Below are 8,384 nucleotides of genomic sequence, written 5' to 3'. Positions count from 1 at the left end.
AAAGGAAACATCTTTTTTAGATGAGATAATTTTGTAGTTGATAGGTACTATGAAATTAACTAATTTGTATAGGGTTATAAAGAAAAAATGATATTATATTTTTTAATTTTTACTGTATTAGCTATTTTTTCAGGATTTGAAATTTATGGACTTAGACAGTTAGAAAACAAGTTCTTTTTTGTTTTTTTAAGCTTTTTTCTATTTGTGCTTTCATTTATAAGATGGAAAACTGGAACAGACTGGGATGCTTATAATGTTTTTTTTGAATCTTCAATTGAATGGAATTTAGAGAGTGAGTTCGAATGGGGATTTGCGAGAATAAACGAATTTGTAAAAATTATATTTGATAATTATACGGTACTACTTTTTTTATCGGCAATAATTCTATTTGCATTTCAGAGTAGTGCAATTTTGAAATTTAGTCCTTATCCTGTTACATCTCTTTTATTTCTGTGGAGTACCTCATTTGGAAATATTTTTTTTGTAAGACAATCGATAGCTACTGTAATATTATTTTTTTCGATAAGGTATATTCAAGAGAGAAAGTTATTGAAATTCTTGTTAATGTTATCTCTAGCAATGTTATTTCATAGAACATCATTGATTTTTCTTATTGCATGGTGGGTTTATCCTATGAAAATTCGTCCAATTGTGATGATTCTTAGTATTGGACTTAGTTTAATGTTGACAGTTTTCCTTTCAAACCTAATGCTAAGTTTAGGATCAGTCTTTGGGGGAATGGCTCAAAGTAAAATACAATTTTATATCGAAAATGGTGAAGATGCATTTGGTGTTGAAATCCCTATGGCACAAATAATTTTTAAAGGCTTCGTTAATAAGATTTTTATATTTATGTTATCGTTGTACTTTCTTATTTTGCTTGAAAAACGAGGTGTAGAGTTTCGAGGATATTTAAATTTATATTGGGTTGGAATTTTAATTTATTTCAGTACTATATCTATCTCCGTCGCTTTAGTTAGATTGTCCTTCGTATACGATATGGCTTCTATAATAATAGTTCCCCTAATATTAAATAATATAAAGAAGAACGATTTAAGATTTTTTTTATTTTTCATCTTTATTGTATATTTCTTAATGAGATTATATGTAACAATAAATGGAGTAAGTTATGATTCATATGTCCCCTTTAAAACTATTTTTAATTAGTTAACTTAAAATTAAAATATACTAATGAAGAATTACTTCTTTATTAATAAAACTACAGTAATATAATATGAACATAATACTTGATAATATTATTTTTTCACTTCAAAAATCGGGAGGTATTTCTGTATATTGGTATGAACTTATTCATAAAGTTTTAAAACAAGAAAAAATTAATTCTTTATTCATTGAAGAAAAAAGTAGATCTGAAAATATTTTTAGAAAACATTTAAATATTCTACCTACAAATTTACTTAGCGATAAAGTTTATCCAGAAAAAAAATTTTCAAGATATAGAGAAATAGATTTAAAAATAAAAAACAGCAATTTTATTTTTCATTCTTCTTACTACAGAACACTTAGTAAGAAAGTAAAGAAAAACAATATTGTAAAAGAGGTCGTCACTGTTCACGACTTTACGTATGAGCATTTTAGTCGAGGATTGAAAAGATGGGTACATTCATCACAAAAAAGAAAAGCAATAAATGCTGCTGATGTTGTATTATGCATATCTGAAAACACAAAGAAGGATTTGCTTTATTTCTTCCCGGAGTTTTCAAATAAAGAAATTAAAGTTGTATATAATGGTGTGTCATCAGATTATTATAACATTTCAGAGCTTGAAATTAATAAATCTGAATCTTTATATTTCCTTTTTGTAGGCTCCAGAGCCACATATAAAAACTTTGATTTTTGTGTACAAGCAGTTGCTCAAATGGACAAACGATATAAATTAAAAATTGTAGGCTCTAAATTGAGTAAAAAAGAGTTATTTATTTTAAATAATTTGTTGGTAGATAGATGGGAATTATTAATGAATGTTGATAACGAAAAATTGAATCAGTTATATAATGAAGCTTATGCATTAATATATCCGTCATCTTATGAAGGTTTTGGAATACCTTTGCTAGAAGCGATGAACGCTGGTTGTCCTTTTATCGCTTTAAATGCATCTTCAATATCTGAAGTGTCTCAGGGTGCAGGAGTTTTGATTGATAAGCTTGAAATTGATTCTTTTAATGAAGCTGTTTTAAAAATTGATAATAATAGAGATAAAATAATAAAAAAAGGATTCGAAAGAGGAAGTGAATTTTCTTGGGAGAAATGTTATAACGAAACAATGAATGTATATAAAGAATTATACAAATAATGAGAGTATCAATAATTACAGTCTGCTATAATAGTGCAATGACTATTGAAAAAACAATTCTTTCTGTTGCAAATCAGACATACAAGGATATAGAATATATTATAGTTGATGGAAAATCAAAAGACACAACAGTTCTTTTAATTGAAAAACATACAGATAAGATTAGTAAGTGGATTTCAGAGCCTGATAATGGACTTTATGATGCTATGAATAAAGGGATTAACTTGGCAACTGGCGATTTAATAGGAATTCTTAACTCGGATGATACTTTTAATTCAGATACTGTAATTGCTGAAATAGTAGATTTTCATATTAAAAACAATATCGATGCTTCTGTGGGAGATATTAATCAACATAAAGAAAATGGGAAAATCGTAAGATTGTACTCTTCAAAGTATTGGAATCCTGAAAAACTTATAATTGGATTTATGCCTCCTCATCCTTCTATTTTTTTAAAAAAAGAGCTATTTGCTAAATTTGGCAATTATGATTTAGGCTTTAAAATTGGTGCTGATTATGAATTGATTACTAGGTTTTTTTTGAAAAACAATATAAGTTGGAAATATTCAGGTATAACAACAACCGCAATGTTGGTTGGTGGCTTAAGTAGTTCCGGTACTGCATCTTACAAATTAATAACAGAAGAAATTCAGAAAGCACTTAAAATGAATGGAATTGTTTTTTCACCATTTAAAATTAGAATGCGCTTTTTGTGGAAAATAATAGGGTTTTTACTAAAATGAAAATTGCAATTACAGGAGCTTCTGGTTTTGTTGGGGTTAATCTTCAAAGCCATCTCAAAGCTCATCAAATAGATGTTTTAAAAGTACGGTATCGTCCCAATCAATTTTTTGAAATAATTAGTGATGCCGTAATTCATCTGGCTGGAAAAGCTCATGATTTGAAAAAAAGTTCTAACCCAAAAGAATATTACGAGTCTAATTTTGAGTTAACAAAGCAATTATTCGATTGTTTTTTAGCTTCAGATGCTAAAATATTTATATTTATGAGTACTGTAAAAGCTGCTGCTGACGTTGTTGAAGGAGTTTTAAAGGAAGATATTATTCCAAATCCTAAAACTCACTATGGAATTGCAAAGCATCATGCAGAGCAATATATTTTAAGTAAAGAGTTACCCAAAGGAAAAAAAATTTATATTTTGAGACCATGCATGATTCATGGTCCATCTAACAAAGGGAATTTAAATTTATTATATCAATTAGTGTCTAAGGGATTACCTTGGCCATTAGGGGAGTTTGAAAATAAACGTTCTTTTTTGAGTGTAGAAAATCTCTGCTTTGTAATTAAAGAATTATTAGAAAATGATAAAATTCCTTCGGGCATTTATCACGTTGCAGATGATAAATCTTTGTCGACAAATGAACTTATAAAATTATTAGCAGCCAGTTTAGGAAAGAAAAGCTTAATATGGAATATTAATTCTTCTTTTATAAATGTATTAGCTAAAGTTGGAGACTATTCAGGATTACCATTAAATACAGAACGTTTACAAAAACTTACAGAAAATTATGTGGTTAGCAATAAAAAAATAGTTACGGCCATAGGCAAGGCATTACCAGTGTCTTGTAATGAAGGGTTAATGAGAACATTTGAGTCTTTTAGAAAAAATAATTAAAATTAAAATGAAAATAGCACTTATAACAGGGATTACAGGACAAGATGGCGCATATTTAGCCGATTTATTATTAAAAAAAGGATATGAAGTTCATGGGATTAAACGTCGTAGCTCTTTATTTAATACAGATCGTATTGATCACTTGTATCAGGATCCACATGAAAAAAATATACGTTTCAAATTACATTATGGTGATTTAAGTGATTCTACTAATCTAATCAGAATTATTCAAGAAGTACAACCTGATGAGATTTATAATTTAGGAGCAATGAGTCACGTTAAAGTAAGTTTTGATACTCCTGAGTATACGGCTAATGCGGATGGAATTGGTACTCTTAGACTTTTAGAGGCTTTAAGAATATTAAATCTTACTAAAAAAACAAAAATTTATCAAGCTTCTACTTCAGAATTATATGGTTTAGTACAAGCTGTTCCTCAATCTGAAACGACACCATTTTATCCTCGTTCTCCTTATGCAGTTGCAAAAATGTATGCTTACTGGATTACAGTTAATTATCGAGAAGCATATGGGATGTTTGCATGTAATGGGATTTTATTTAATCACGAGAGTCCATTGCGAGGGGAAACTTTTGTAACGCGTAAAATTACTAGAGCTGTCTCTAAAATGGCATTAGGCTTGCAAGATAATTTATTTTTAGGAAATCTTGATGCTAGGCGTGATTGGGGCCATGCAAAAGATTATGTGGAAGCAATGTGGTTAATTTTACAACAAGATGAACCAGAAGATTATGTGATCGCTACTGGAGTTACAACAACGGTTCGTGATTTTGTTAAAATGTCATTTGGTGAAGTTGGAATAGAAATTGAGTTTAAAGGAGAAGGTGTTGACGAAAAAGGGTATGTTGTATCTTGTTCAAATCCCTTACACCAAATAGAAATTGGAAAAGAAGTTATTGCAGTAGATGCAGCATATTTCCGTCCAACTGAAGTTGATTTGTTAATTGGAGATCCTACTAAATCCAAAACTAAATTAGGTTGGAAACCTAAATATGATTTGCCTTTGTTGGTAAAAGAAATGATGGCTTCTGATGTAGAACATTTTCAAAAAGAAAAAATGTTAAAAGAAGCAGGTTATTTTATTAAAAACCAATTTGAATAGTTTTTAATCTTCAGTATTAAAAATATTATTTATAAAATATAAGATGAATAAAACCGATAAAATATATATAGCAGGACATCGAGGAATGGTTGGGTCAGCTATCTTACGTGAGCTTAAAGCAGAAGGATATACAAATTTTATTTTAAAAACTTCTTCTGAGTTAGATTTAAGAAATCAACAAGCAGTTACTGATTTTTTTAAAAAAGAAAAACCTGATTATGTTTTTTTAGCAGCTGCGAAAGTAGGCGGAATTATTGCCAATAATACTTATAGAGCAGATTTTATATATGAAAACTTGATGATACAAAATAATGTGATTCATCATTCATATTTAAATAATGTAAAGAAATTGATGTTTTTAGGGTCGTCATGTATTTATCCTAAAATGGCTCCGCAACCACTAAAAGAAGAATATATGCTTAGTGGAGAATTAGAACCTACAAATGAACCTTATGCAATTGCTAAAATTGCAGGGATTAAAATGTGTGATGCTTATCGTGATCAATTTGGCTGTAATTTTATTTCAGTAATGCCTACGAACTTATATGGACCAAATGATAATTACGACCTTAAAAATTCTCATGTATTACCTGCAATGCTTAGAAAATTTATTACAGCTAAGCGCAATGGTGATTCTTCTGTAACAATATGGGGAACAGGAAGTCCTAAAAGGGAATTTTTGCATGCTGATGATTTAGCAAAAGCTTGTCTGTTTTTAATGGAAAATTATAATGATCCCGGATTAGTTAACATTGGAATTGGAGATGATATTTCAATTTTAGATTTGGCAATTTTGGTTAAAAAAATTGTAGGTTTTACTGGTGAGATTCTAACTGATCCTAGTAAGCCGGATGGTACTCCTCGTAAACTCATGGATGTTTCTAAATTAAATGGTTTTGGATGGCTAGCCAGCACTACTTTAGAACATGGTATTCAAAAAGTTTATGACGAAATTAAAGATAGGAATTGGGAATAGAGTCGATACTTTCATAAAATAAACAATGCAATACACAATACTTGGAATTATTTTAATGATTTTGATGTTACTTTATTTTAAAGTAGCTAATCATTTTAACATTATTGACAAACCAAACGAAAGAAGTTCTCATACTGAAATTACATTAAGAGGCGGAGGAATAATCTTTTGGTTCTCTGCCTTGTTATATTTTGTCCAGCATATCCATACTAATTATTTTTTCTTTACAGGAATTACTTTAGTTAGCTTAGTGAGTTTATGGGATGATATACAAAGCTTATCAAATAAAATCAGAATCACTACTCATTTTTTAGCTATTAGCTTGGTTTTTTATAATTTAGATGTTTTTAATTTGTTACCACTCTACGGAGTTGCTATTGCATACATATTAGCAATAGGGTTAATTAATGCATATAATTTTATGGATGGTATTAATGGAATAACAGGTTTGTATACTCTAGTAGTATTAGGATCATTACTATACGTTAATAAAAACATTCAATTTTTTGTAGATGCAGTTTTTATAAAATATGCAATGATTGCCAGTTTGGTTTTTTTGTTCTTTAATTATAGAAAAAAGGCGAAATGTTTTGCTGGGGATATTGGTAGTATAGCAATTGCTTTTTGGATCATTTATTTCCTTTTAAAACTTATTCTGGCAACGCATTCAGTTATTTGGCTTTTGTTTTTGGCAGTATATGGTGTTGATGCAATATCAACAATTATACATAGACTCTATCTAAAACAAAATATCTTCCAGGCTCATCGTTTACATTTATATCAGGTTTTGAGTAACGAATGTAAAATTCAGCATAGACTAGTATCTGCATATTATGGATTGATTCAACTATTGGTTTCAGTTTTAGTTGTGTTTTTATATCAAAAGGTGCAGGATTTTTTACTATTTTTAATAGTAATTGCACCTCTACTCCTTATATATTCTTCTAAATTTTATTTGTTAAATAAAAACGGTTTAAAGATAAAGCCATAATTTAAAAAAAAAGAAAATTTGAGTAGTTACTGAACTATTCATTTCTAAAGATATTATTCTAAAAATATTTAGAGGTTAGCAATCAGTAGAATGGTTAATTTAACTAACTAGAATTTTGAGATGATTTACTAATAAATAAAGGATATGATTTTTTATGTTTTATTAATGTTTGTAATGATTACGCTCTTTCTTATTAGTTATAGATATCCTAGTTCAGAGAAAATTATTAGTTTGTTTGTATTAGGAATTTTGATTTTAATTGGAGGACTTAGAGATAGAATAGGTTGGGATTATAGTAGTTATATTAGTTGGTATATTAATGGAACCAGAGATAATAATGTTGAATTTGGTTTTTTAACTATCATGAAATTTTTTCGATGTCTAGGCTTAGACTACAAATTTCTTTTTTTCTTTTTTTCTTTTTGCACTTATCTGTTTGCTTATTTGGGAATTAGGAAATATACTCAAAACACGAGTCTCCCTTTACTATTATATTTTTTGATCCCTGTTTTGTTTCTTTACTCATTTACCTATATAAGACAGTATCTATCCATCACAATCGCCTTTTATGCTTTTACTTTTTTATTAGAGAAAAAGTATTTCAGTTATGTTTTATGGATGATTGTAGGGAGTTCATTACATTATAGTTGTGTAATTCCCTTTATTGTTTTCTTTATTGTTTTTATATATGGAGATCTTATAAAAAATCACCATTTATATTTAATAATGGGAATTTCTTTTATTCTTTCGAGAATTGGTATTATTTATTGGGCAAGTTTGTTTCTTAAAGATTCTCATTATTTGTTTTATGTTTCAAGTAAATTTGCAGTAGAAGTTCCTTTGTTAAAGCTTTTGATTATGAACGTGATGGGTGTGTTAGTGATAAAATATTCAGACAAAATTGGCTTTCAGTATAATTATCAAAGGAATTTATTAGTACTGTATATTTGCTCCATCTTTTTTTTAAATATATTTTCAGAGTCTACAGAACTAACTAGGATTTATGTTTATTTCAGGATTTTTGAAATTATTCTTGTTGCAGATATTATACGTCATTCCTTAACGAATAAAAGATTTTTGATTTTAGGTTTTTTATGCTTTTTTTACGTGTTTCCATATTTTAGAGCGATAAATATTGACAGTGAGGGAACCTTAAAAGATGAGTATAAATTTATTCCTTATAAATCATTATTATTTAAAAACACATAGATTTATTACAGAAATGTTTCTAGTTTTTTAGATGATTTTATATCTTATGAAATATAATTAAAGTGTTATTTTGTAATAAAAACAAATAAAACAACTTTATATATTATCTTGGTAATGATTTCGCTGTTATATATAACA

The 8,384-nt window shown here is 28.2% G+C and carries 8 protein-coding genes; all 8 read left to right on the top strand.

Features of this window, described 5'->3' with window-relative positions; all coding sequences use genetic code 11:
- Positions 1–87 precede the first annotated feature (87 nt).
- The 8 genes from ASF10_RS23820 (at position 88) to ASF10_RS23785 (ending at position 8,246) form a co-directional block, all read left to right on the top strand.
- The gene (locus ASF10_RS23820; RefSeq protein ID WP_056255227.1) at positions 88–1,167 is read left to right on the top strand and encodes an EpsG family protein; all 1,080 of its coding nucleotides are present in this window, start codon (positions 88–90) and stop codon (positions 1,165–1,167) included.
- Positions 1,168–1,234: 67 nt separating this feature from the next.
- Positions 1,235–2,314, top strand: a complete 1,080-nt coding sequence (locus tag ASF10_RS23815) for a glycosyltransferase family 4 protein (RefSeq protein ID WP_056255224.1) — start codon at positions 1,235–1,237, stop codon at positions 2,312–2,314.
- Complete coding sequence (locus ASF10_RS23810; RefSeq protein WP_056255221.1) at positions 2,314–3,057, top strand: glycosyltransferase family 2 protein; 744 nt, start codon at positions 2,314–2,316, stop codon at positions 3,055–3,057. Before ASF10_RS23815 ends, ASF10_RS23810 begins: the two co-directional genes overlap by 1 nt.
- The gene (locus ASF10_RS23805) at positions 3,054–3,950 is read left to right on the top strand and encodes an NAD-dependent epimerase/dehydratase family protein (RefSeq protein WP_056255218.1); all 897 of its coding nucleotides are present in this window, start codon (positions 3,054–3,056) and stop codon (positions 3,948–3,950) included. The genes ASF10_RS23810 and ASF10_RS23805 overlap by 4 nt, the downstream gene beginning before the upstream one ends.
- A gap of 7 nt (positions 3,951–3,957) precedes the next feature.
- On the top strand, positions 3,958–5,070 hold the full coding sequence (gene gmd, locus ASF10_RS23800; RefSeq protein WP_056255272.1) for a GDP-mannose 4,6-dehydratase: 1,113 nt from the start codon (positions 3,958–3,960) through the stop codon (positions 5,068–5,070).
- Between the two features lie 43 nt (positions 5,071–5,113).
- Positions 5,114–6,046 carry a GDP-L-fucose synthase family protein gene (locus tag ASF10_RS23795; protein WP_056255216.1) on the top strand — a complete coding sequence of 311 codons (933 nt, stop codon included), beginning with the start codon at positions 5,114–5,116 and terminating at the stop codon, positions 6,044–6,046.
- A 25-nt stretch (positions 6,047–6,071) separates the two neighbouring features.
- Positions 6,072–7,037, top strand: a complete 966-nt coding sequence (locus ASF10_RS23790; protein WP_056255214.1) for an MraY family glycosyltransferase — start codon at positions 6,072–6,074, stop codon at positions 7,035–7,037.
- A gap of 144 nt (positions 7,038–7,181) precedes the next feature.
- Positions 7,182–8,246, top strand: coding sequence for an EpsG family protein (locus ASF10_RS23785; protein WP_056255211.1), 1,065 nt, complete (start codon positions 7,182–7,184; stop codon positions 8,244–8,246).
- The last annotated feature ends 138 nt before the right edge of the window (positions 8,247–8,384 follow it).

This window comes from Flavobacterium sp. Leaf82, from assembly GCF_001422725.1.
In the GTDB taxonomy this organism is placed as follows: Bacteria; Bacteroidota; Bacteroidia; order Flavobacteriales; family Flavobacteriaceae; genus Flavobacterium.
Note: the sequence above shows the minus strand (reverse complement) of the source record. Positions and strands in the feature narration are given on the sequence as shown.

Coding starts and splice junctions, on each gene's coding strand:
- ASF10_RS23820 (WP_056255227.1), top strand. CDS start 88: ATGATATTATATTTTTTAATTTTTACTGTATTAGCTATTTTTTCAGGA.
- ASF10_RS23815 (WP_056255224.1), top strand. CDS start 1,235: ATGAACATAATACTTGATAATATTATTTTTTCACTTCAAAAATCGGGA.
- ASF10_RS23810 (WP_056255221.1), top strand. CDS start 2,314: ATGAGAGTATCAATAATTACAGTCTGCTATAATAGTGCAATGACTATT.
- ASF10_RS23805 (WP_056255218.1), top strand. CDS start 3,054: ATGAAAATTGCAATTACAGGAGCTTCTGGTTTTGTTGGGGTTAATCTT.
- gmd (WP_056255272.1), top strand. CDS start 3,958: ATGAAAATAGCACTTATAACAGGGATTACAGGACAAGATGGCGCATAT.
- ASF10_RS23795 (WP_056255216.1), top strand. CDS start 5,114: ATGAATAAAACCGATAAAATATATATAGCAGGACATCGAGGAATGGTT.
- ASF10_RS23790 (WP_056255214.1), top strand. CDS start 6,072: ATGCAATACACAATACTTGGAATTATTTTAATGATTTTGATGTTACTT.
- ASF10_RS23785 (WP_056255211.1), top strand. CDS start 7,182: ATGATTTTTTATGTTTTATTAATGTTTGTAATGATTACGCTCTTTCTT.